This is a genomic window from Pseudomonas sp. 8209 (assembly GCF_028682105.1).
Classification (GTDB): domain Bacteria; phylum Pseudomonadota; class Gammaproteobacteria; order Pseudomonadales; family Pseudomonadaceae; genus Aquipseudomonas; species Aquipseudomonas palmensis.
In genome coordinates this window covers 339,240-362,542 of record NZ_JANIAH010000007.1, presented here as the reverse complement: position 1 = coordinate 362,542, position 23,303 = coordinate 339,240, and the positions used below count along the sequence as shown (strand labels likewise).

14 protein-coding genes and 6 pseudogenes are annotated in these 23,303 nt (G+C 51.9%); 12 read left to right on the top strand and 8 right to left on the bottom strand.

Going from position 1 to position 23,303, the window contains the following annotated elements; all coding sequences use genetic code 11:
• Window positions 1–77 precede the first annotated feature (77 nt).
• Together NP552_RS17945 and NP552_RS17940 are read right to left on the bottom strand one after the other, a co-directional pair.
• Window positions 78–443 carry a histone-like nucleoid-structuring protein, MvaT/MvaU family gene (locus NP552_RS17945; RefSeq protein WP_274096989.1) on the bottom strand — a complete coding sequence of 122 codons (366 nt, stop codon included), beginning with the start codon at window positions 441–443 and terminating at the stop codon, window positions 78–80.
• Between the two features lie 117 nt (window positions 444–560).
• Complete coding sequence (locus NP552_RS17940; RefSeq protein ID WP_274096988.1) at window positions 561–755, bottom strand: DUF7740 domain-containing protein; 195 nt, start codon at window positions 753–755, stop codon at window positions 561–563.
• 262 nt (window positions 756–1,017) lie between these two features.
• Here NP552_RS17940 and mobH point away from each other — a divergent pair.
• The 12 genes and pseudogenes from mobH to NP552_RS17880 all read left to right on the top strand — a co-directional run.
• Window positions 1,018–2,436 (top strand): annotated as a pseudogene (gene mobH / locus NP552_RS17935) (MobH family relaxase); the annotation flags it as partial.
• 202 nt (window positions 2,437–2,638) lie between these two features.
• A complete protein-coding gene (locus NP552_RS17930; RefSeq protein WP_274096987.1) occupies window positions 2,639–3,466 on the top strand; it encodes a restriction endonuclease in 828 nt (275 codons plus the stop codon).
• Window positions 3,467–3,517: 51 nt separating this feature from the next.
• Window positions 3,518–4,717 (top strand): DUF262 domain-containing protein, encoded by a 1,200-nt coding sequence (locus NP552_RS17925; RefSeq protein ID WP_274096986.1) that lies wholly within the window; start codon window positions 3,518–3,520, stop codon window positions 4,715–4,717.
• Complete coding sequence (locus NP552_RS17920; RefSeq protein ID WP_274096985.1) at window positions 4,714–6,309, top strand: ATP-dependent nuclease; 1,596 nt, start codon at window positions 4,714–4,716, stop codon at window positions 6,307–6,309. The genes NP552_RS17925 and NP552_RS17920 overlap by 4 nt, the downstream gene beginning before the upstream one ends.
• A gap of 92 nt (window positions 6,310–6,401) precedes the next feature.
• Window positions 6,402–7,304 (top strand): annotated as a pseudogene (locus NP552_RS17915) (IS5 family transposase).
• A 103-nt stretch (window positions 7,305–7,407) separates the two neighbouring features.
• Window positions 7,408–7,626, top strand: a pseudogene (gene tnpB / locus NP552_RS17910) (IS66 family insertion sequence element accessory protein TnpB); the annotation flags it as partial.
• Window positions 7,627–7,683: 57 nt separating this feature from the next.
• A pseudogene (gene tnpC / locus NP552_RS17905) lies at window positions 7,684–8,818 on the top strand (IS66 family transposase); the annotation flags it as partial.
• Between the two features lie 78 nt (window positions 8,819–8,896).
• A pseudogene (locus tag NP552_RS17900) lies at window positions 8,897–9,592 on the top strand (IS5 family transposase); the annotation flags it as partial.
• Between the two features lie 258 nt (window positions 9,593–9,850).
• Window positions 9,851–10,933 (top strand): DNA sulfur modification protein DndB, encoded by a 1,083-nt coding sequence (dndB, locus tag NP552_RS17895; RefSeq protein WP_274096984.1) that lies wholly within the window; start codon window positions 9,851–9,853, stop codon window positions 10,931–10,933.
• A complete protein-coding gene (gene dndC / locus NP552_RS17890) occupies window positions 10,930–12,456 on the top strand; it encodes a DNA phosphorothioation system sulfurtransferase DndC (protein WP_274096983.1) in 1,527 nt (508 codons plus the stop codon). Before dndB ends, dndC begins: the two co-directional genes overlap by 4 nt.
• Window positions 12,453–14,465 (top strand): DNA sulfur modification protein DndD, encoded by a 2,013-nt coding sequence (gene dndD, locus NP552_RS17885; RefSeq protein ID WP_274096982.1) that lies wholly within the window; start codon window positions 12,453–12,455, stop codon window positions 14,463–14,465. The genes dndC and dndD overlap by 4 nt, the downstream gene beginning before the upstream one ends.
• Window positions 14,462–14,827, top strand: coding sequence for a DndE family protein (locus NP552_RS17880; protein ID WP_274096981.1), 366 nt, complete (start codon window positions 14,462–14,464; stop codon window positions 14,825–14,827). The genes dndD and NP552_RS17880 overlap by 4 nt, the downstream gene beginning before the upstream one ends.
• Before the next feature lie 129 nt (window positions 14,828–14,956).
• Here the strand turns inward: NP552_RS17880 and NP552_RS17875 are convergent, their stop codons facing one another.
• From NP552_RS17875 to NP552_RS17850, 6 genes and pseudogenes are all read right to left on the bottom strand, one after another.
• On the bottom strand, window positions 14,957–16,132 hold the full coding sequence (locus NP552_RS17875; protein ID WP_274096980.1) for a DGQHR domain-containing protein: 1,176 nt from the start codon (window positions 16,130–16,132) through the stop codon (window positions 14,957–14,959).
• Window positions 16,107–16,646 (bottom strand): hypothetical protein, encoded by a 540-nt coding sequence (locus NP552_RS17870; protein WP_274096979.1) that lies wholly within the window; start codon window positions 16,644–16,646, stop codon window positions 16,107–16,109. Before NP552_RS17870 ends, NP552_RS17875 begins: the two co-directional genes overlap by 26 nt.
• Window positions 16,647–16,854: 208 nt before the next feature.
• Window positions 16,855–19,572 (bottom strand): DEAD/DEAH box helicase, encoded by a 2,718-nt coding sequence (locus tag NP552_RS17865; RefSeq protein ID WP_274096978.1) that lies wholly within the window; start codon window positions 19,570–19,572, stop codon window positions 16,855–16,857.
• The gene (locus NP552_RS17860) at window positions 19,565–21,457 is read right to left on the bottom strand and encodes a hypothetical protein (protein WP_274096977.1); all 1,893 of its coding nucleotides are present in this window, start codon (window positions 21,455–21,457) and stop codon (window positions 19,565–19,567) included. The genes NP552_RS17865 and NP552_RS17860 overlap by 8 nt, the downstream gene beginning before the upstream one ends.
• The gene (locus tag NP552_RS17855) at window positions 21,454–22,821 is read right to left on the bottom strand and encodes a hypothetical protein (protein WP_274096976.1); all 1,368 of its coding nucleotides are present in this window, start codon (window positions 22,819–22,821) and stop codon (window positions 21,454–21,456) included. The genes NP552_RS17860 and NP552_RS17855 overlap by 4 nt, the downstream gene beginning before the upstream one ends.
• Window positions 22,822–23,186: 365 nt before the next feature.
• Window positions 23,187–23,285: pseudogene (locus tag NP552_RS17850) on the bottom strand (molybdenum ABC transporter ATP-binding protein); the annotation flags it as partial.
• Window positions 23,286–23,303: the final 18 nt, after the last annotated feature.

Below are 23,303 nucleotides of genomic sequence, written 5' to 3'. Positions count from 1 at the left end.
CACCCAGCAAAAAGGCCCCTATCCGGGGCCTTTATTTTGTCTGCAGCGCGACTTTGCCGCTGCCAGCAAGTAAGTGATTACTGCAGCCAGCTCTCGACGGTGTCCGAGCCGTGCTCCTGCTTCCACTGCTTGAGGAACTTGTGGTTGCCGCCCTTGGTTTCCACAACCTCACCGCTCTGTGGATGTTTGTAGCGTTTCACCTCGCGAGGCTTGCGCTGGCTGCTGCTGGACGCACTCGCGGTCGCTACGCTCAGGCCCTTGGCCGGGTCCAGAATGCTGATCACCTGGCGCAGGCCCATGCCGTATTGTTCCAGCAACGCTTTGAGTTTCTGTTCAAACTCGATCTCCTGCTTCAAACCGGAGTCGTTTTTCATGGCATCCAGCTGTTGCAGCTGCGCGGCCAGTTGCGCTTCCAGTGCTTTGAACTCGGCAAGTTTGGACATGAATGATTTTCCTAGGCGTGGGACAAGTGCAGGGATAATAACTGAGAGTTAGCCGAGGGTTTACTTGAAAAGCACGCGCTCCTGAACAGCACCGGTTAAACCACCTCGCTTGATCGCTCAATCAGACAAGTGCTGATACAGGTGAGCCACAAGTTGCCGCGGGTTTGCGCTGTTCGCAATCTTGAACACAATATAACGCTGGCTGCGGGGCAGCTTTTTCGCACAGCGTTTGGCCGCTGACCGGATGGCCGCATCCGTGCCATGAATTCGATCGGCCAATAAAACGACCAACACTGCATCATTCAACGTCATCCGCGCCCCTGCTCTAGTTGTGCTGGGCAGTCTTCGCCCTGAACAAAGGGTCCGCTATTGCGAAAGACCGATCTCGATGCGCCTGACTTCGAATTATCACACATGCAAAAAAGGCAAAGGCGGTAAAGGGTAACGGCGGCAATGGAAGGGGGCGCAAGGGGAAGAGGCTTATCCGAAAAGGCAAAAGGACCTCCCGAACGAACAGCAGGTCATGTGATGAAACGCTGGTGGTTGAAATTTCGAAAAGATGAGGCGGCAGAACTCACTCCTACTCCCTAGCGGCGCTGCACCTGAAGACCAGGCGGCACAAGCTGATGCCTGGAGTGCTGCGATTGCCTACGGTGCCCTGCTCCATGACGTCGGCAAAATCGTCGTCGACCTGCAGGTGGAGTATCTGAACGGCGAGCACTGGCACCCCTGGTACGGCCCGCTGAAACAGCCCTACCGTTTCCGCTACAACCCCGATCGCGATTACAAGCTGCACGGCGCCGCGGCAGGGCTACTTTATACGCAGATCTTGACGCCGGCCCTGTTCGACTGGCTCAGCCACTACCCCGAATTGTGGGGCCAACTGGTGTTCCTGTTAGCCGACCACTACGAGCACGCCGGAACACTCGGAGAACTCGTACTGCAAGCCGACCGGGTGTCCACCGCGCAAAACATCGGAGCCAATCCTGCAAAGGCCTTGCAAGCGCCCAAGCACTCGCTGCAACATCATTTGCTGACAGGTCTGCGCCATCTGGTCAAGAACGAGTTCAAACTCAACCAGCCTGGCGCAGCCGGCTGGCTGACCGCAGACCACCTGTGGCTGGTCAGCAAGGCCGCAACCGACAAGCTGCGCGCACATTTGCTGACTCAGGGCGTGGACGGTATCCCCTCCTCCAACATCGCCTTGTTTGATGAGTTACAGTCCCATGGACTGGTGGAAGCGACACCGGAAGGCAAAGCGGTGTGGAGCACCACTGTCACGGACGGTGACTGGCAGCATCGCTTTACTTTCCTCCGCCTGCAACCGAGCCTGGTCTGGGCCGATGAACTACGCCCCGATTTTTTCAGTGGTACCGTTGAGCCGACGATCGACAATCCCCCACCGAACCGTGAACTCTATGAGTCGGCCCCCGCTATACCCCCGGCAACTCCGGATAAAAAACAGGCCGGCCCCTTGTCGTCAAATCAAGATTTCGATTACCTAGACGATCTGATGGAAATGTTGCAAACACCGGGCGAGCGCGAGGCTGGACCAGACACGGCAAACCCTCAATCTGCCCCTGCTCTACCCCGGAATGACCTGGGCTTAGCTTTTATCTAGTGGCTGCGCGAAGGAATTTGCAGTCATAGCTTGATGCTCAACGACAGCAAGGCAAGGGTCCACACTGTGAACGGCACTTTCTTCTTGGTCACGCCGGGCATTTTCCAACGTTATGCTGCCGTGCACTCAACTTTGACCGAAGCTGATTCTGGAAATGAGGGCTGGAGAATCATTCAACTTCAATTTGAGAAACTGAATGTTCATATGAAAAACCCCTGTGGCCAGAATATATGGACCTGTAAAGTGCAAGGTGCTCGCAGAACGACTTTACTGCATGGTTATATTCTACGCAAAGCTAGCAACATCACGAGCAACATCCTCCCAGATAATCCTTTTCTAATACTTTCAATAGAAAAACCAAATGATAAATAACAACGTCAGCCGCAATCATTTTGTACTTGCAGAATCTAGAGATTCGACTATTGAACGAGATCAACATACCAAACCTATGTAGTACTGGACAGGTGAGGACCCAAGCGAAAAACAGGGCATAATAAAAACATGCCAACTGTCTTTACGCTGACCAAAGCCGACGCTATTCTAGTACCGCGAACATCTGCATAGGAATCACGCTGTGACAATCGTTGGGGCAATAAAGAAAACACTCGAATCAGTTAACCGACCTCTCACGCACAAAGAAATCTATGAACAAATCATCGAAAACCAGTTTTATTTTTTTGGCGCAAAAGATCCTATTTCTCTTGTCAGGAACAAAATAAGAAAACATTGCATCGATCTAGACTTCCCGAGTGCTAGCCCGCGCAAGCTTTTTTCCATAGCAAAACAGACCTCCGGCGACTCCCTAGTGCGTTATACACTATGGAATGGTGTTATTCCTGGACCAGAAAAAACAACTAAAACCAACACCAGCAAAGACCTAACATCCGAAGAAGTATTATTTTCAAGTCACAAAGAGCATATTTCAAGCATAAAGAACCAGTTACTGGACTGCATCAAATCTTCAGACCCTTCTTTTTTTGAACGAATAGTTGTAGACTTATTGCTAAAAATGGGATATGGCTGGGATAGTTCATTGGCTGCCCAGGTAACAGGAGGCAGGGGGGATGAGGGTATCGATGGGGTCATCTATGAAGACAAGCTTGGGTTAGAAAAAATTTATATCCAAGCAAAACGCTACAAACTAAACTCAGTCACTCCAAGCGAAATCAGAGACTTCATTGGCGCAATGTCTGTAAAAGGTGCTAGGAAAGGGGTTTTCTTTACTTCATCAGATTTTACTACTCAAGCAACCAAGCATGCCTCACAAGCTCAAGGAATGAACATTACTCTTATTAATGGATCTTTACTTTGCGACTACTTAGTACAACACGAAATGGGGATCGAAAGAATATTTACGTATCCAGTTTATGAAATTGACCGAAATTTTTTCAGCGACGATTGATTGCGCACATATTAACAAAATAAAGGCCCTAATCACCACAGGAGTGGAGCAGTGAAAATAAAGGCAACCGACCCAGACCTAGCCACTATATATTCGAGAATTAAAGATGGAAGCTTAGACCTGCAACCGGACTTCCAAAGAGCCGAAGTCTGGAGAACACCAAAGAAAAAACTTCTTATTGATACCATACTTCGTGACTGGCAAGTGCCGCCAGTACACGTAATTCTAAATGAAGATACAATGGTTCAAGAAGTATTGGATGGACAACAACGCTTGAGCGCCATCAGAGACTTTATTGATAACAAATTTAGAATCGACGGCAATATTGAACCGTTAGACGACGACCTGCAGGAACTCAACGGTCTGAGCTACTCGCAGCTACCCAGCAAAGTAAAAAATAGACTTGATCGTTATGCAGTGCGAGTCTTTGAGATCCTTGACTACAACCAGGGTGAACCTGGCGAGCTATTCAATAGACTAAATGAGTCACTGAAGCTCACCTCAGCCGAAAAACGTAATGCGTATGTTGGCAAACTTCGAAGTCAAATCAAAAACCTTGTAGAAGAGCTCGATAAAAACGGCCTGGATCGCAGTTTCTTGGGGTTCAGCAACCAACGCATGGCTTATCACGACCTGTTCATTAAATTATGCTACATGTTGGAGTGCGGCTCACTAATAGCTTCATACACCGAAAAACAGCTCAACGACAGAGCTCGAGATGACAAGCCTTTCTCAGCGAACATTATTAACGCAATAAATGAAGCCATTAAAATTCTGGGAGTTGCAAAAAATGACCTGGATCGCTTCCAAATCGACATCCACGTTACAAAAGCTTCAATTAATACATGGCTATACTTTATAGCCAGTCAAACAATAACTGCAAGCATTTTTTCAGAAAGCGAGTTTTCAGATACTTTTGTAAAATTCGAAACCGACCGCGCTTACTTCCGTCGTTTTAACAAGCCTCCTAGTAGAGGTCTGGAACTAACCGACGAGACCTTAGGCGAGCTGTTTTCCATATTCGGCGTACGCTCCACTTCAAGAGTTACAACTACTAGCTCACTTATAATTCGGGATATCATCATATCCCTATTTTTTTACCTCTACTCCCCTGCCTCGATACAAAAGCTAGAGCCAGAGAAAGCAAAGGCAGTGCGTAATTTAATCAACTTACTTAGTGATGACGAGAAACCAACCGGAGCAGTTCTCGAAGAATTTGCTGACGACTGTATTTGGGAGTATGCATTGTGAAACAAGCTGCGTTAAAGGATTGCCGCAGACATCTCGAGCAATTTAAAAAATTCACCCTATACATAAAGCAAATCACAATATGCGGCATTGATGAAATCGAGGATATCACGCTAAATTTCACATCAGCACTGACATCTATCTGCGGAAGAAATGGCGTCGGGAAAACATCCCTACTAAAGTTAATCTACAAAACCCTGACAAAGGAAGATTTAGGGCTCGGAGTATTTCGCGACAGCGACGCCAGCAAGTTGACCATTAAACTAATGCGACGCGGAAATGAGATTGACATCAATCTCAATGATGGGACTAAGATCCCAAACACGCTCTACTTCGACCCATCTACTTTCGCATTAAAAATTATCGAAGAGTACAAGCGCGACGTTGACAAAAATGGCTGGATGAATGGGTCAGCAAAGTATGAGCTCGACGAGGAAAGCCTGCTTTGGATTGGGAGAATAACTGGCAAGGCGTATCAGCGCATCACCGTGAGCGAAGTAAGCCATATAATTGAAGACACAACGTTTCCATATTTTGAAGTTTGCAGCGACTCAAAAATATATCGTACAGAAGATATGGGACAAGGAGAGCATAAAATACTAGTAACAGCCTGGCGATTTATGACCCTTGAAAAAGATAGCATATTAATAATGGAGGAGCCTGAATCATTTATCTGCCCAGTCAGTCAAGTTAGATTAATGGAATTCATTGCAACCATAGCAAACGAAAAGAAAATCAATATATTAATGTCTACTCACTCCGAACACATCCTAAAAGAACAGGGAATATCTTCAATAAATGTTATGTACCTCGGAGCCAAGCGAAAAGTTGCTACGGACCATCTCAAAGCACTGACTGCTTTAGGGTTGACGCCGGAAAAAAAGTCAGTACTTCTAGTTGAAGATTCATTCGCCAAGCTAGTTCTTGAGGCAATCCTAAAAGACAGAGAGCCAGCCATTTATCTTAGAAGCCACATCCATGTACTCGAAGGCGAGTCTAACATCCAGATGTTATCCAAGCACTACAAAGGAATATCTGGATTAAATTACATTGCCGTGTATGACGCCGATCAGATTGTACAGAGAGACGACTTCGCCCCAAATATCCCTAAAATATTCTTACCCTCTGCAGAGAAGCTCCCACCCGAGAAAGAAGTAATTAAGTTCATTAAACCACATGCACACCGACTAGCAGAGCTTATAAACTTCCGCGGTAACCATGACGATTTTCATGCGATCACCAATAGAATATCTTCTGACTCACACGAGTTCTTCATAGACTTAGCAAAGGAGTGCAACGAGCTAGGTGAATTCATCAATCTAGGGTTATTAAAACAGTCTTCCATCACGCTATGGATGGAGCTAAACCCAATACTTATAAATCAATTTGTTTTCGAAATAAATAATTTTAGCCATATCCTATGCATCAACGTTCTAGAGAAAGCCCTTGGTGAACCACTCCGCTATGGAATAGTTGGAGACAACCTCAGGTACCAACTTGAAAATAGATTTGATGCATTCCCATCAGGTCATCACAGTGGAAAATTAGTCCATAGTGCTGAGCTTCAAAAAATGATTTTAACTCTGGCTAACTAGGCTCTGTCTGAAATTCGGAGAAACTGAACTACCGCGCCGCGTACGCTGAGATTTTGTAAGGTTTTCAGCCATCTATGGAAAGGACTCCTGTGATGGCTAAGCGCTACGAGCTTTCGGATGAAGCATGGGATGTGGTCGCGGATCTCTTCACCCCAACCCACACCAGAGGCAGACCACGATCGTGATCGTCTGATGCTAGATGGCGTGCTGTGGTTGTTGCGCTCAGGTGCTGCTTGGCGGGACATGCCCGAGTGTTTTGGACCCTGGCGGACGGTTTATCACCGCTTTCGCGTTTGGCGAAACCGAGGAACATTCGATCAGATGCTCAAGCGATTACATCTCAAACTCAATGTTCAAGGGCTCATTGACCTGCAGGCCTGGATGATCGATTCAACCGCTGTCCGTGCAACCCGCGCCTCGTCAGGTGCAGGTAAAAAAGGGGGCCGGATGAGCCCGCTGATCACGCTCTAGGCCGCAGCCGCGGTGGCCTCACCACCAAGATTCATATGCTCTGCGATGCCAACGGCGTGCCCCTGCGCTTTCTCCTTTCTGGCGGTCAAGTCAGCGATATCAGTTATGCACAGCCATTGCTGGATGACGTCTGTATCCAGTCGAGCAAACGCGGCCGACCTCGCAAGCGCTGCCGTTGGCTTTTGGCTGACAAGGGCTACGACGCTGATGCACTGCGGCGTTTTTGTGACCGATACCGCATGCAACCGGTTATTCCTTTGCGTTCGATGAAGCGTAAACCCAAGCCTGGATTGCCCCGCCTGTTTGATCGTCCCAAGTACCGCCAGCGTAACGTGATCGAGCGCATGTTCGGCTGGCTGAAAGAGAACCGACGAGTCGTGACACGCTTCGACAAGCTCGCAAAAAGTTATGGCGCGCTGGTCTCGCTGGCTTGTGTCATGCGGTGTATACGACACCTTTTTCAGACAGAGCCTAGGCTCTGTACGAAGTCCCGAGAAACCCAATCGCCGCCCCTCGGACGCTGAGATTTCGTAGAGTTCTTCGTAAGCGCTCCATGAACCCCACATTCAAAGCGCTTACCTGATCCCCGATGCTGTGCTCCCGATTTCTTTCTAGAGCTCACCGACCATGATGCGACCCGACGCCAAAGTCGAAAAAGTGTACCTCTACCCCAAGCCCGTCGACTTTCGAAAATCCATCGATGGCCTGGCCGCGCTGGTCGAACTCGATATCAAGGTGGCGGTGTTCGACCCAGTGCTTTTCGTCTTCCTCAACAAGCCTCGCAATCGCGTGAAAATCCTTTATTGGGAGCGAAACGGCTTCTGCCTCTGGCTCAAACGCCTGGAGTCCGAACGTTTCAAAACTTCACCTGATCCGACTGACGTCGCCATTGTCCTGACCGCAGAAGTCAGCGAACAACTTGAAATCGTCCCGATGCAGATTCGCGTCATCAAACATGTTCGCAAGGTGTACGGCTGCCGGGACTACGAGTCAGCGCCCGTAACGGCGGACAAGCCCGCCCAGATGATCGAGAAAAGCACGGCCAGCCCGAGTGTGCTGGCCATGCTGCTGACCACCAATACGTAGACGGCTTGCCGCTTCACCGCTTCGAAAAAGTGCTGGGGCGTCACGGTATCGATATCCCGCGCCAAACCCTGGCACGCTGGGTGACTCAATGCAGCGAGCACTTTCAGCCGCTGCTGAATCTGATGCGCGAAAGCCTGTTGAGCAGTCGGATCATCCACTGTGATGAAACACGTGTGCAGGTGTTGAAAGAGCCTGGTCGTGAGCCCAGCAGCCAATCCTGGATGTGGGTGCAAACCGGCGGCCCACCTGATCGCCCGGTGATCCTTTTCGACTACGCCACCAGCCGAGCGCAGGAGGTGCCGGTGCGCCTGCTGGACGGCTATCGCGGCTATGTCATGACCGACGACTACGCCGGTTACAACGCGCTGGCCGCACAGGACGGGCTGGAGCGATTGGGCTGCTGGGCTCACGCGCGCCGCAAGTTCGTCGAAGCGCAGAAAGTACAGCCCAAGAGCAAAACAGGACGCGCTGACATCGCATTGAACCTGATCAATAAGCTCTATGGCGTCGAGCGCGACTTGAAGGACAGTGACGACGAAGATCGTAAGGTTGCCCGCATGAAGCGCAGCCCGCCATTGCTGACTCAGCTGAAAAACTGGGTAGAGAAAACGCAACCTCAGGTCACGACGCAGAATGCCTTGGGCAAGGCCATCGGTTACTTGGCCAGCAACTGGAGCAAATTGGAACGCTACGTCGAGCACGGCTACTTGCCGATGGACAACAACGCGGCCGAGCGTGCGATCCGCCCGTTTGTCATCGGGAGAAAGAACTGGTTGTTCAGTGACACGCCCAAAGGTGCTACTGCCAGCGCACAACTTTACAGCTTGGTAGAAACGGCCAAGAACCCTATGCGTGGCTGCGCCACGCACTGGAACGCCTGCCGCAGCCGTGCTCAGTGGAAGACTACGAAGAGCTACTGCCATGGAATTGCACACCTCAAATACACAGCTAGGTGCGCTGCCCATCTTTGGTTAGGTGGGGTTTATGGAGCGCTTACAGTTCTTCGCCATCAACGGACAGGAATTCTGTAGTGGCAAAGCTTTACGAACTCTCGGACGAGGTCTGGGGCGTGGTCTTCGATCTCTTCATCGAAATGCATGGCCGAGGGCGACCGCGCCTGAGCGACCGGCTGATGCTGGATGGCGTACGCTGGGTACTCTGCTTGGGTGCTGCGTGGTGAGATATGCCGGAGCGCTTCGACCCATGGTCAACTGTGTATCAACGGTTTCGGGCCTGGCGGAATCACGGGACGTTCGATCAGATGATCTAACGCTTACACCTGAGACTGAATGTGAAAGACTTGATCGATCAGCAAGCAAACCTGGATGGTGACTTAACCGCAGTACGCGCAATCAGAGTCTCATGTGGCGCTCGGACAAAAGGACCTGACGATCCTGACAATCACGCTGTTGGGACAACAAAATTCACATGCTCTGCGACGCCAACGAGACATCGTTGCGCTTCCTCCCCTCTGGCGGTTAAATCAGTGACATCAGTCATGCCCAGCCATTTCTGGACGAGGTCAATCTTCTGTCGAGCCAGCGTGGACGCCCGCGTAAAGGCTGCAAATGGTTGCTTGCCGACAAGGGAGGCAATTCGCCTGTACTGCGACCAATGCCGAATGCAGCCCGTCATCCTGCTGCGCTGGATGAAGCGCAAGTTCAAGCCAGGCTTACCAAGACTGGTTGATCGGCCCAAGTACCGACAGCGCAACATCATCGAGCGCTCTGAATCAGCCTACCGATTCCGCTACCACTTTGCCTAGGACTGCAAGCTACACGGTGCTGCAGCAGCTCCACCCTGCCCTTGGACGATGGGATACCGCCAGCCACGGAACGTTGACTGTTGGCTTAGAGGAACTCGGCGATTTGCGAATACTGCCCCAGAAGCTGGCTGCTGAAGCTAATCATTCCGTCGACCCACCTTGTTTGTACGTTAAAAATGTGCAAAATAACGTACTCATAGTAAGAACACGTTCAGAGCCATGAATATTTACGTCCACTCCTTCCCATGCGTCAGGGGCATTCAGGCCGGACGGCCTTGCTACATTGCGATGTGCCCCATGCGCCTTGTGCCCAAAATATTCATTTTTAACGAGGACAATGTGCCAGCAGATTTGCGTGCGCAGCGCACATTAAACCTCGCCAGAGTCCCAGAAATCTCAGCCTATTTGCTCGACAATCGCGACGATTACACCTTATCTGCGATCACGGCATCAGTGGATGGAGTTGTCCAATTCACCCCTGCTTCCGACACTGGCCTAGCGCAGAGCATCGGCACGCTCACCATACCGATGGAAGCTCCGATATTGATCAACGACGGTCAGCATCGCCGTGCAGCCATTGAGCAAGCAATCCGTGAGAATCCAGAGCTTGGCCACGACAACATTCCTGTCCTTTTCTTCATTGATGAAGGACTCAATCGCAGCCAGCAAATGTTTGCTGATCTCAACAAGCATGCCGTTCGTCCGAGCAATTCAATCAGCACCCTATACGATCACAGAGACCAGATTTCTGACTTGGCTAGGTACCTGGCAAAAAATGTAGAAGTCTTCTCCAGGATGACTGAGCTGGAAAAGTCCAGCCTCTCCCCTCGCAGCTCCAAGCTTTTCACCCTCAGCGCCATCAAGAATGCGTCCCGCGTCCTATTGAAAAAAGGAAAGGGTGACATCATCGCGCAAAACGAGAGAGAGCTCGCGAAGTCTTTCTGGGAAGAGATTTCTCTCCAGATGCCCGATTGGATCAGGGCAAAAAACAAAGAGCTGTCGACGTCTGAGCTGCGAGACAACTACATCCATGCCCACGGCGTAATGCTGCAAGCGATGGGGCTCGTCGGTGCCGACTTGATTATCCGCAAAGAGTCCGAATGGAAAAAAACCATCAGCCAACTGCGAAGCGTCGACTGGTCCAGGGCCAATCCTGAATGGGAAGGCCGCGCCATGGTTCACGGCAGGATCTCCAAAGCCACCACGAACGTTGCACTCACCGCCAGTCTCATCAAGAAGAAGCTTGGTGTCCCGCTGTCCACGGTTGAACGAGAGTTAGAAAGCAGGTTTTCTCAACAATGAGTAATGATCAATTCCTCTATCCATCACACGCTGATTTCGTCCAAGAAGCGATCATTGCTGATAGACCTTTAACAGACGCTATCCGCGAGCTGCAGAGCATTTACAAGGCAGATAATCGCCCCTGGGTGGTGGGGTTCAGCGGCGGCAAAGATTCCACCGTAATTCTTTCGCTCACTTACTACGCCTTGAAGATGTTGCCGCCGGAAGAACGCCATAAGCATGTGTACGTGGTCTCTTCCGACACTCGAGTGGAAACTCCTGTAGTTGTCGACATGATCCGCCAGGTGCTGGATTCGGTGAACGTCCAGGCAATTCAGGATCAGTTACCCATGACAGCACACTCTGTCACTCCTGAAGTCGGCGAGACGTTCTGGGCCAACCTCTTGGGCAAAGGCTACCCTGCCCCAACCAAAGCATTCCGCTGGTGTACTGAGCGGATGAAAATTGATCCTGTGAGTGAGTTCATCAAGGACAAGGTAGCTCGCTTCGGTGAAGTCGTGGTTGTGCTTGGCTCCAGGCGAGAAGAAAGCTCCACGCGTGCCCAAGTAATCACACGCCACAAAATCGATGGTTCTGCCCTAGGTCGACACACGACATTGCACAATGCGTATACCTACATGCCCATTGAGCTTTGGCACGCTGATGATGTCTGGGAATATCTCATGAGCGCTGCCAGACCTTGGGGTGGCTCCAACCGAGTACTGTTTGAGCTCTACAAAGACTCTAATGCTGGAGAGTGCCCGCTCGTCATCGATACCAATACACCATCGTGCGGCAACTCGCGTTTTGGATGCTGGACCTGCACTGTTGTGACACACGACAAGGCGATCGAAGGGCTCGTAAACAGCGGAGAGGACTGGATGCTACCGCTGCTCCAGTTCCGCAACCAACTGCACGCCAGCTCGCTGCCCGAAAATAAGACCGAATTCCGTAACTACAAACGTCGTACCGGGAAAGTGACCTTCGCAAGAGGGGCTATCGATGACGACTCCAATACCGCCGCCAAGCACGTGCCTGGTCCGTACTGGATGAAATATCGTCGAGAGTGGCTGAAGCTACTTTTGGAAATTGAGAAGGGTATTCGTGAGACTGATCGCGAGATTGAGCTGATCGGCCGCGACGAGCTGCAGGTAATTCGCCAACAGTGGCTCAAGGATCCAAACGAACCGGACTGGATTGATTCGCTTCCTAAAATCTACGGAGAGGTTTACCCCGAAGATACAGTCGAGTGGATCAAAAATGATGCTGGCGCGTTTACTGAACCTGATGCGGCCATTCTCAACGCACTCGAGGCTGAGCGCGGCGTTCCAGCAGTGCTGATCATGAAACTCATCGATACAGAGTTGTCATTCTCAGGGCTTTCACGCCGAAAAGGCATTCTGGACGAGCTGCAGAAAGTCCTGGAGCAAGACTGGGGTGGATTGGACGAGGCGATGGAACGACGCGCCGTACCTAAAGTTACCGATACGTACAAGACTGCTTTCGAATCACTGAAAGCCGACATAGATGGCTTGCTGCAATGATTATTGACTCTCTTTCAGTACTAGATTTCCGCGTGTTTAGCGGAGCCCACGACTTTGACCTGGTTCCGAAGATCAAAAGAGGCAAAAACGCGCCTATTGTTTTGTTTGGCGGCCTAAACGGCGGCGGCAAAACGACCATTCTGAGCGCGCTGAAGCTTGCCTTGTACGGCAAAGGCGTACTGGGCTCCGGCGCAACGGTTGCCGAGTACCATCAGTATCTTCGTGAATGCATACACAGAGCTCACAACAGCATCGCCAAGCCTACGCGATCGGCTGTCGAGCTGACTTTTCGCTATGCACAATATGGTGTTATTTCGAGCTATCAACTGACACGCGATTGGTTTGTTGACCATGCTGGCAAGGTAAAAGAAGGCCTGATCATTTCAAGGGACGGGCACCCTCTGACCGAGCTTTCCTATGATCAGGCACAAGCATTTCTCAACGAGCTGATCCCGATCGGCGTCTCTGAGCTGTTTTTCTTCGACGGCGAAAAAATCGCGAGCCTTGCCGAAGAAACATCCGGAGATGCTTTGCGTGAATCGATCAACAAGCTTTTGGGCTTGGATCTCATCGATAGATTGCACTCCGACCTCTCCGTTATCATTAGAGGGCGCTCGATCAAAAAGACTTCTGAAGATCGCAAGCAAAAAATTGTTGACGCAGAACGGACATATAACGATCTGAACGAGCAACTGGCAGAAGTACGCGAAAAGCTTCTCCTCATGCGCGTGAATACTGTCGAGGCCAACAAGAACCTTGGCAACATCGAAGCGAGCATCAATGCACGCGGTGGCGCCTGGAGCGCCTCCAGGCAAGAGGAAACGGTCAACCTCGATGCATTGGTTAGCGACAAAAAAGCTATAGAGCACACCCTGCATGACATGCTCAGCGGCCTGCTACCTTTCGCTATAACTCAAAGTCTCAACGAGAAACTGCTAGCGCAAATAGACGCTGAGCAACGCGCGGAAAAAACACAGGTACTCTCCGAATACTTGCAACGTCAGCAGAGCAATTTTCTAGCAGAAGTCGAATCTGCCTTCGCTATGACAAAGGATCAGCTCCCTGTCCTTCAAGATATTTTTCTGAGGACATTCGGCTCAGAGGTCGCGAACAGCGCTGAACAAAAAGCTCCAGTGCACCAGCTCTCGGACACTCAACATTTCAGCATCACTCATCGCCTACAGAATGACGTTGGGTCACTCCAACAGCGTACTGCTGGTTTAGTGATAACACTTCAAGAAGTTGATAATCAAATCGAATCCGCCCGGGAAAATATTGCTAGAGCACCTGACGAAAGAGTATTGATCCCATTGTTTAACGAACAAGGAAAACTACAGGGGAGGCTATCCGCTCTTGAGGAGCAGAAATCCGTAATGGCTGAGGAAGCTAAGGCCCTCCTCGCCCGTCTGTCGATTGCTGCACGCCAGTTAGACGAACTCTACACAGAAATAGCTCAGTCGCAGGAAGAAGAGCGCCTGATCGGGCTCGCGCATAATGCCAAAGGTGTATTGAAAGAGTTCTCCACACGCGCTCGTATCGAAAAACTCAAAGAACTCGAGGCGCAATTCTATACCTCATTCAATGGTCTCGCCCGCAAAGTAGATCGGAATCTCAGCATCCAGATCGATCCGACCTCCTTCGAAGTGGTTCTGATTGACGATGAAGGCGCAACACTCCGTAAAGAAGAGCTGTCAGCCGGCGAGAAGCAAATCTTTGCGATCTCTATCTTGGAAGCGCTGGCCCGCACGTCAGGGCGAAGCTTGCCAGTTGTGATCGACACGCCTCTAGGGCGACTGGACTCGGTCCATCGGAAAAAGCTCGTGGAAAACTATTTCCCCAAAACGAGTCACCAAGTCATCATTCTCTCCACGGATACGGAAATTGACTATGCCTTTTATGAAGGCCTGCAAGGCAGCATTTCGCACTCTTATCATCTGGTATACAACCCAGAAACTCGCTCCACTCAAGCAGAGGAAGGCTATTTCTGGCGGTGGGCACAAAACGCATGAACGTATTTCCGCACAAGTTTAAAATATCAGTATCATCCACTGCGAAGCTAAAGTTCTTAAAGTCTAAAACAGGCTTGACACCTAATATTTTGAGTAGGTTTGCGATTACGCTTGCACTGGCTGACGAAAATGGGCTTGGCAATGCCAGTGTGTCAGACCTAGATGGGCAAGAATTCAACGCCCCAACTTTATTTGGCGAACACCTGGATATTTACGAAGCATTACTCAGGCAGTTCACGCATCAAAGTGCTTTAGAGTGGGACCCCGTCAGACATGTCGCATCTCTCATCGAGGTAGGGCTGCATAAAATGGGACATGTGCGCTCCCTTAAAGATGTAGCAATGCTAATAGTAAAAATTTAATTAAAGCCCATCCCTCGGGATGGGCCCCATACTCTTCAAATCAGTTTAACACCATCAATAAAACCTCAATATCCAAACAAAACAAATACTGGAAAAGCTAACATATACCAAGCCTCGCCCTTCATTTTTCTACAAGGAAAGAGCTTTCAATATTTCGTTTTTTATGTATGTTCTACCAGCACCAGAAGCTTGAGCCCTAGAAAAGTCTAGGCTGGCTCTAGCAGCCGGCTCTAACTTCTCGACAAAATCAGCCACCTCTCCATCAAGGTTGCTTTCGAAGCTATCTAGAAGTCTTAGAAGCACATCAAAAAGAGCCTGAATACCAACTGTCTTTTTAATATAAGACCCCGGAGTTGTATTTCTCCAAAAAATCGATGCGACAGCTGAGAAGTAATTACTAACAACTTCATAAATTACCTCATCCAAACCATCGCGATATAAGAATCGCAACGGAGAACCATCTCCATTCAGCACCTTCCTATCTCTCTTCTCTTTCGGAACGGACATCATTTTAGACCTATCCGACTTGGGTTTTTTGGAGTAAAGCCTCAAAAGACCATCTACTATAGTTGCCATTGAAACATTAAAATCTTGGGAGTCTGCACCCCCACCAACGACACCTAATGATATTGCCCCTTTAAACGGACCATCCTCAACATTTAACCTTCTAGCAATAGATACTGCTAAAGTTTCAGGCACCCAAGCCTTAGGATCAGTAGCTTCGATATCAAAGCCAAATAAATTATAAGCAAGGCTTTTGTCAACCTTTCTTTGATTAAAGTTAATGGTTGAAAACAAATAGGCATGATACGGTATTGGCAAATCCAAATATATCGAACATACCAAATCAAAATCAACTCTTCGCCCAGGCTCTGCATACCTAAAACTTCTTAACCGATGCTGCCCATCTATAATCGATGCCATTTTTAACTTTGAAGGTATTCTCAGTCTTAGAAAGCCATCCTCATCTTCTTCAACATACCAAGACGCCTCTGACTCGATGTAATTTCCGTCCTCATCATAGTTCGCGCCCAAAATAATAGAATTTGGAAACGCTGCCTCCTCCGTCCCTATAAAATCCGATATTTCTCTTTGCCGCTTCTCGTCTTCAACACGCTGAGTTCCTGTAATATTAAAACCGTCTTCGTTGAGCTCAGCCTTATCTGAATAACAAAGATGAAGAAGTTTTTCAGCAGATATACTTATTACGTAAAATGTCCCCAGTGGTTGTCTAACACGGAGGGCCGGGCCTTCGAAGAAAAACTCGCTAGAGCTCATATCATTTGGCCTCTTTATTTCTTTCATTCTTTAGGTCCTGTAGGGTTCTTCCAGCCGCCCCTGTAGGTGGCTGCGCCGAACCAATAGTTGCAGCCTTTATTTCTCTCAGATTGATTCCGAACTTTTGCGGTTCTAGTAGGACCCACCACAAATACCAGACCAGTAATGCAGATATGACCATCGCGGCCCACGCCCAGAAACCACAGCCGATGACTGTAGCAACTACAGCCAGAACCGTGATAAAAACAACCAAGCTAACAACAAACAAGGTAAAGTCTTTTTCTATATCTGACCAACCTTCTAAGTACTCACTCCCCCTAGATGCCGCAAAGAAATCAGCTACCACTGCGGCTAGCAATGCAAATATGTACGTCATTGCAGAGCTCATATCAGCAGGCTTTCCGCTAAAAATTGGCAACCAGAACCCAACACCGCCAGCGACCAGAATAATTGAAACAAAATAAAACAAGGGAGCCGGCTTGTGAAATCCTCTCTTCGTCAAATACCATATCGTTTTGAAAAACTTACACCACTCATTCATACATCTCCCCCCACTCCAAGTTAATGTTCATCAGAGCCTATTTACCACATCTCAATTTTGTAAATCGCGATTTAAATCGACCCTAATTTCCTGCTCACTCTTCAAGCTCATTGGCTCGATGCGATAGGCGCCCCCGTCTAATGGGAAGGCCGCGTTGATTGCGGCATGATGTATCCGCCGGTCTAGCTCAGCAACTACCTTTCCAATCTCACTCACTTGGATCATAAGTTCCCAATGGAACGGCCTCAGTTTTAAAACACGCAGGGAACGGGTCCGCCGCATTCATCCCCTTTACTGGCTTTCGCAGGTAACGCTCCCAGTCATCGGCGACATGGCGCAAGTCTATTCCATCATCGAACGACGTATGTCGACAGGCATCCATGCGCGCCTCAACCGCGTGTTTGAGCAGTACGAATGAAGCCAGTTGCTCTTGGTCGAACGACCGTGCGAGATAGGGATAGTGGATAGTCAGCTCAGCTTCGCCCTTCTCCTGCAATTGCCGGTTCACCCGGCCGAACAACCTGTCCACACGCCCGACACGCTGCTCGTTGTCACCGGGTGTCCAGGCAATTCCGTAGTGGTGCACCTTGCTGCATTGAAGATGCAGATTCACACCTTCCTGAAAGACCGAAGTCGCCACCAGCACATTGGGGTAGAACGGGCTGTTGAAACCGAGAATCAACCGCCGGCGATCACCGGAATGACTACTGGCGTACCAGGCAGGGCTTTGCAGGCTGGTAAGGATGCGCCAGTCCTTTTTCCAGTCTGCCAGCCCATGTGCCGTGATCTTTCCACAGATCTGCTCGAAGGAATCCAGGGCTGCAATGAAGTACTGCCGAAGCAGCGAATCGTTCAGACGTGGTCTAAGCCAATCGATGAAACCCAGATAACGACTTCGAGCATCGCCTCCCTTACTCTTACCACGAAACTCCGTGAACCAACTGTAGAGTTCAATGATGACCGGGCTGGCAAACAGGAAACCAGCCTTTACATAGTTGGCGAAATTTTCTGCAATCGCTCGGCCCTGTGGTCCAAGGTCCAGCCACGCCTCTAGCCGCCGGCGTGTAGTATCGGGCAACCCTTCATACATCAGGCCCCACAGGGTCGGCATCGTCTCCTCGTACTGCTCACTTGCGGGCGGCATGTGTTCACCCTGCAGCGCAAGACGCGTCCGCAGCGCCGCCCCGCCATAGTCGTCCCGATCACGCTCGCCTACGCGCTTGCGGTCATATCCGGCGTACCCGCTGCTGCGGTAGTCACTCGCCGGCTCCAGCAACAACGAAAACAGACTTTCCGGCTTGCGCAAACGCAAGCTGAAGTTCGAGCAGTCGGTACTACGATCCCTCCCCTGCTTCTTGACCACGAACAAGTCAGCAATGTGCGAGGCCAGTTTTTCATCATCCTCCTGGCCCTCTATGACTTGTACCTGGTCTTCATCGTGAAGAAGATCCTGGTCCTCCGGTTCTTCTGCCGTCTGGCAAACATACCGGCTGAAGAACGCCCGCGACCAGTTCTTTTTCCGCCACCCCTCCAACAACTGTTTCGAGCCTTCCGGGTGCCAGGCCTGGACGATACGCTGCGCCAGCTTCAGGTCACTGTCGGCGTTCAGGCGCTGGGTAATCTCCCGCACCGAAGCGATCCGCCGCACAAACACCAGGTGTTTGAGCTCGTGCAGCGGTACCTGAGTGTCGAAGACACCTTTGGGCTGACATGCACGCATCAGCGTGTCGTACTTGGGATGATCAGGGTGGCTCTGGAAGTACTCACGGTACAGCTGGGTAAGCTGAGTCAGAATCGCGGTATCCGGGGCGCCGGAAAATGCCTGGGCGGAGTGCTCCTGTTCCGCCGATGCGGTCACACTGGCCACGCTACCCGGCTGAGTACCAACCGACTCGAAACCTTCCAGATAGCCATACAGGAACCTGCGGCCACCACCCTTCTGGCCTTGTTGCTGCACCAGCTTTTTCTGGTACAGCGCGAAAAACATCTCGGCCTCGGGATTGTCCTGAAAACCGGCCGGCATCGTCTTTTCATGACGGTAGTTGTATTTGTTACGGTACCCCTCAGCACCCTGCATCAGGCGCAAACGGCGCAATGCATACTTGGCAAGCATCTTATCCGGAGAGAGTTGTGCCCCATCTGCCGGGTCGATGAAATAGCCGAGAATGGCGGCTATATCCCGCAGCGAGGAATGGCTGGGCGTGGCGGTAAGCAACAAGACCTTCTGCCCGAGCCGCCCTCCCACTTCCCCGAAGAACTTTCGTGCGGCCTTGGCACGTTGAGAGTCGCCATCGGCATTACGGAAATAATGGGCTTCATCCACCACTACCAGGTCGAAGCCCTTGTGTCCCAGCGATGACTTGAGCTCACGGTGAATCTTGGCAGCTTGTTCCTGGGCCAGGACGGATACCTCACCCGATTGCTTTTCGTCCCGCTCAACCAGGTTGCTGAGTGAATGAATAGTGGTGAAGTAAAACTGCCCGCGGCCCTCTTTCACGGCTGCACTCAGATCTTTGAGCCGCTTGTGAATCATGGCCTCATGCAACGGGCTTTTTTCAGGCCCATTACCGGTCAGGTGCGAACCGCCTTTGTAGTGATCGCGCAGGAACGCGGCATACTCACGCGCCCACTGGTGGCAGATGTCTTCCCTAGGCGCCATCACCAGCACTCTGGCATCGGGCTTCAGTTTCCACAACAACGCGATGACGCCCAATGCCTGGAACGTCTTGCCCATGCCGACCTCGTCGGCCAGCAATGCCACGTTGTGCATGGACAACTTGTTCCACAAACCGGCCACGCCTTCAATTTGCCGGGCGGGCATGGAGATGTCCTGGTCCGAGTACTGCCACTTTTCGTTGCCAGCGTCGAAGTTGATCCAGTTCGCGACCTGTTCCGGCTTCAAGCCACCCCAATCAATTTCACGCATAGCCACACTCTTTCTGTACGCGCCGAACATAGGCCAGCTTTCTTTGCAGCTCCTTCGGCAAGCGCGGCGTGTGCACCCGCAGTGTCGACCACAGTTCGTCCCCAGGCTTACGGTGGCCCGCCTTGCGGTACAACCCGGCTGCCAGTAGGTGAAGCGAATTTACTTCTTGGGCGAGGAACCAGTTGAACACGCTGGGCGTGCTGCCCTTGATCTGCTGTCTTGCCTTGGCCGCCAGTTCCTGAAGGCAGCCCGGATGACCGAATACCCATTGTTCGATATCAGAAGCTGAGCGCAAACGCTCGCGATACTGCTCGATTGCCTGGAACAACCGGAAATAAGACAACGCGTCCTGTTCGGTGACAGGTGAAGGCGCTGCCGGCTCCTCATCCGGCCCGGCACCATTGCGCAGGCAAGCGCGCAATACGGTGTTGGTATCGCTGTTCGGATCGACTCCGGCCACTAAGCTGTCGAGCAGATCTTTCAGCGACTCGAAACCTTGCGCCCGCCGGAACGACTGGCCGCTTTCAAGAATTATGCCCCTGAATACCGCAGGGCCCTTCCTGCGAAGAAGAACGCCGTAGCTGTGGTCGGCGAGCATGGCTTCGTTATCAGGCGTCACCTGCTCGATCGGTATCAGCAACCACTTGCCCTCCTGGCGCCGTGTGCGCCATTGCAGGGGTACCGGTTCGCTGGCACCCGGCAACTTCAGCCAATAACCCTCGCGAGGTTTGTCTACCCACCAGTTGCCCGATACCGAAAAACAGGCTCGCTTCCAATCGTAGTGCACCTGCAGGTCGAAAGGCAGTTCCTTCGGCACATCCAGACGATCTTCGGCCAACAACTGGTCGCTGGCAAAATCGGCCTGAGTGACGTCTATGTACCCTCCCAGCATGTCTGCGTTGCGCTTGAAGTTCAGCACGATGCCGGCTTCGATATTGCGTTGCTCGAAGCTGCTGGTACCGGCATGGGTGAAGTTCCACGAGCCGATCGCCAGGCGGCTGCCCTCGGGTGAGCAACATAGCCAGGCCTTCGCATGTGTGATTTCGCTGAGGGGATCCGGCGCAGACGGGTTCTCGTGGAACGCCAGCGCACCCGTCTCGATGCAGGCCGCCAAGGCCTTGCTCCAGGGCGTGCGGAAATACCGCCCCTCTAGCCGGTCCGCGACCAGTGCAACCTTCAACTCGGGGTTACGCGACTCCCTTTGGAGCTGCCCCAGCAAGTCGGGCACGTCGGCCGCCAGGTAGGGGGACCAGACCTGCAGCGAGGTGATGTGGACCTGCGTCATGAGCTGCTGTAGGAAGGTATATTTGTTGAAGCTGTGTACGAACTGCCAATCAGAGTCGTTGGCCTTGAAGCGCCTATCGGGCAAATCAAGCCCCAACTCGAGCGTTTCGGACAAAGCCAGGAAGAACGCCTTGACCTGCCGGTATTGCTCGTTATTGCAGACACGCTGGAAGGTAAACACCTCCTGATTGCGCCCCCAGCCGCCGATAGTCAGGTTCGCGCTGCCTGCACCCAATACCATCTCTCCCTCCTTGCTCTCCAGGAAGATGACCTTGGGGTGGAACAACGTCTGGTCGGTGAAGCCTTGTTGAACATCCAAGGTCCGTGCAGACAGACAATGAACGTTGATGGCCGTGCGCTTGTACTGGTCGGCACCCAGCATGCGCTTGTCGCAGAACACCCGGAAGTCGATGTCTTTCTCCACCAGGTGTGCCTGGAAGCCTTCGAAGTCCAGGCGGTTGCGCGGCGGGTCCGTGTTCAGCACGGCCGGAAGCAGGTGGGTCTCGACGAAACCGAGGTTGACGTTGAACGTGGTCAGCCAGACCCGTTTGAGCTCGCCCAGTTCTTTCAGTTGCTGCCTGAAGGCCTCGATCAGCTTCATGCGGCCACCCCATGCAAGCCCGCGAGCAAATGCCGGAACTGGGGAATATAGTACTGGTTTACCCAACTACCCGGCGGCCGGTCGGCCAGGGTCGGTTCACCGCGGGGCCGTACATGGGTCTTCAGTTGCTGGCGATCGGCCCGGGTCACCCAGGGTGACTGGCCACGGCTTTCCATGGTGAGCGCGTGATAGCTCAACAGCGCGTCCATCTGTGCGTCGGCGTTGTCCTCCATTGCCACGCTCAACAAACCCTTGAGCCGTGTTAGCCCTGTGCTGGAAAGCACGGTCATCATGGAGGTGTCGGCCTGGATGGCCGCGGCGCAGGCGGCCAGAGTCGAGGCATTACGCCCCAGGGCTTTCCAGCGCTGTCGGACCGTGTGGACGGGTTGGGACTTCTCGGCCAGCATCAGGTGGAACAGCAGGTCCAGTTCGCTTAGCAAAGGCTCCAGCAAGCGCACGTGCTCAAGCTTTTGCAGCGCGTCCTTGGGCAGCGGCTGCTTCATTGCCTTTTCGAAAACAACCGCAGCCGCCGCGCCTTCGTGTTCGGGCGAAGACAACACCTTGTAGAGGGCGCCTGAAGCGCCCTGATTCAGGCCGGTGGTGGACAACCAGAAGGTGCGTGTTCGGCCCCCCACTGCCGCCGATGACGGGAAGGCCTCGACCAGCGCCTTGGTAAGCGTTGCCGGTATGTCCTGGAAGCTAATTTTCGGCCGGACGCGACTGGCCAGCAGGCCTTCCAGGTGAGGGCGCAGGAGGTTGTAAAGGCGGGAAAGCGTCGGGGTGTTGCTGATCAACGTGTCTGCTTTTTGCCACAGTTCCGTCGCCGTAGGCAGGTTGTAGCGATAGTGGCGGTCGAAGTAACCCATTTCCAGCAGCGGCGTCTTGTAACGGCCGCTCACGCCCAGCAGGGTTTGCCGAACCAGTACTTGCGCTTCGACGCCATGGCTGAAGGTCAGCGAAGGGTTTGCGTTACTGTCGTACCACCTTCTTCGCGCCTTGCTGATCCCCAGCACGCCGGTGCTTTCCAGCCCTTCGGCATCTTCATGGGCGATGACGCTATAGACGTAGAGGTTTTCCAGGTACATCAGGCAGGCATGCTTGAAGCTGAGGTCGTGCTTGCCGTCGTAGACTTTCCTCAACCCGCTGCCTAGCGCGATCGAGTCGTCCTCGACCAAGCTCTTGATCAGGAAGTGGTTGAACAGGTTCATGGTGAAATTGCGGATATCGTTGGAAATGGAGCTGATCCGGTTCTGGAAGATCTGCTGGCCGAAGCCGGACCAGATCACCTGCAAGCCCAAGGGGTCGATATTCAGTTCGTTACCGAGATTTTCGTCGTACTCGGTCAGAAACGCATTCAACAACACGGCCGTACACCTCTAAAACGTACAATTCCCTTGTATCCGCCCTTGCAGCTGGTGGGATCCAACCCGGCCCCGGAAAATTGCATTTCGCCACTATCACTGTCAAGTCGGGGCCGTCGTCGAATTAGGTATTCTTCAAGCCAGGATGCCCTGCTCCGGGATAGTTAAAAAGGTGTGACATGTCTTAGGGTGAAGCGGCAATTTCAGGCCAACCATCCACGAAGTTCAATTAATGATGGCCACACTCACGCCGTTGAGGTCAAGCCAACATAGCGGCGCAGGGGTTGCCTGCTTACGCAATAATCGAGCACCACTCCATGGCGGCTCCGCGCTACCACGTTTTCTCTCTGTCAGCTCTGGGTATCTGCGCTTTGGGCGCCATCGGCAACGATGCGCCCATGATCGAGCAGCACCACACGAACGATCTCCGGGATGATTTCGTCGATGTGGTGGGTGGTGATCATTACCTGGTCGCGATGAAGCTG

Bases quoted from the DNA above. Each gene is read 5' to 3' on its own strand.
- NP552_RS17945 (WP_274096989.1), bottom strand. From the start codon at position 443: ATGTCCAAACTTGCCGAGTTCAAAGCACTGGAAGCGCAACTGGCCGCG.
- NP552_RS17940 (WP_274096988.1), bottom strand. From the start codon at position 755: ATGACGTTGAATGATGCAGTGTTGGTCGTTTTATTGGCCGATCGAATT.
- dndB (WP_274096984.1), top strand. From the start codon at position 9,851: ATGAATATTTACGTCCACTCCTTCCCATGCGTCAGGGGCATTCAGGCC.
- dndC (WP_274096983.1), top strand. From the start codon at position 10,930: ATGAGTAATGATCAATTCCTCTATCCATCACACGCTGATTTCGTCCAA.
- dndD (WP_274096982.1), top strand. From the start codon at position 12,453: ATGATTATTGACTCTCTTTCAGTACTAGATTTCCGCGTGTTTAGCGGA.
- NP552_RS17880 (WP_274096981.1), top strand. From the start codon at position 14,462: ATGAACGTATTTCCGCACAAGTTTAAAATATCAGTATCATCCACTGCG.
- NP552_RS17875 (WP_274096980.1), bottom strand. From the start codon at position 16,132: ATGAAAGAAATAAAGAGGCCAAATGATATGAGCTCTAGCGAGTTTTTC.
- NP552_RS17870 (WP_274096979.1), bottom strand. From the start codon at position 16,646: ATGAATGAGTGGTGTAAGTTTTTCAAAACGATATGGTATTTGACGAAG.
- NP552_RS17865 (WP_274096978.1), bottom strand. From the start codon at position 19,572: ATGCGTGAAATTGATTGGGGTGGCTTGAAGCCGGAACAGGTCGCGAAC.
- NP552_RS17860 (WP_274096977.1), bottom strand. From the start codon at position 21,457: ATGAAGCTGATCGAGGCCTTCAGGCAGCAACTGAAAGAACTGGGCGAG.